1 protein-coding gene is annotated in these 826 nt (G+C 73.7%); it reads left to right on the top strand.

Features of this window, described 5'->3' with window-relative positions:
- Positions 1 to 14 precede the first annotated feature (14 nt).
- Positions 15 to 782, top strand: a complete 768-nt coding sequence (map, locus tag ACTIDRAF_RS0223485) for a type I methionyl aminopeptidase (RefSeq protein WP_016701141.1) — start codon at positions 15 to 17, stop codon at positions 780 to 782.
- The last annotated feature ends 44 nt before the right edge of the window (positions 783 to 826 follow it).

Genomic DNA, 826 nt, shown 5'->3' with positions numbered 1-826 from the left:
GGAACGGGGAAAACGTGGTTGAGCTGAAGACACCCGGCGAACTGGAGGCCATGCGGGAGGCCGGCCGGGTGGTGGCGCGGGCGCTCGCCGCCGTCCGCCAACACGTCCAACCCGGGGTGCACCTGCTGGAACTCGACGCGATCGCGCACACCATGATCAGGGACGCCGGTGCCCAGCCGTCCTTCCTCGGCTACCGCCCGCACTTCGCGCCCACCCCGTTCCCCGGCTCGATCTGCACCTCCGTGAACGACGTCATCGTGCACGGCATCCCGGACCGGTACCAGCTCGCCGAGGGCGACCTGCTCAGCGTCGACTGCGGCGCGGTGCTCGACGGCTGGCACGGTGACGCGGCGATCAGCCTCGTCGTCGGCGAGGCCAGCCCCGGCGACCTCGAACTCATCGACCACACCACGCGTGCGCTGGAGGCCGGGATCCTGGCGGCCCGGACCGACGGGCGGCTCGGGGACATCTCGGCCGCGATCGGCGCGATCGGCCGGAAGGCCGGGTACGGCATCCTGCGGGACTTCGGCGGACACGGTGTCGGTCGGGCGCTGCACGAGGCACCCCACCTGCCGAACGACGGGACACGCGGGCACGGCCCCCTGCTGCGGCCCGGGCTGGTGCTGGCGATCGAACCCATGTTCAGCGCCGGCGGTTCCCCGGACCACCGGGCCGACACCGACGGCTGGGCGCTGCGGACGACCGACGGTTCCCGGGCGGCCCACGTCGAACACACCGTCGCCGTCACCGAGGAGGGGCCGGTCATCCTCACCCTCCCGTGAGGCGGGAGGCGGTTCCGGGTCCCCGTCGCGGGGACCCGGCCGCC

This window comes from Actinoalloteichus spitiensis RMV-1378 (assembly GCF_000239155.1).
GTDB classification, from domain to species: domain Bacteria; phylum Actinomycetota; class Actinomycetes; order Mycobacteriales; family Pseudonocardiaceae; genus Actinoalloteichus_B; species Actinoalloteichus_B spitiensis.
This window is presented reverse-complemented; position numbering and strand designations above follow the sequence as displayed.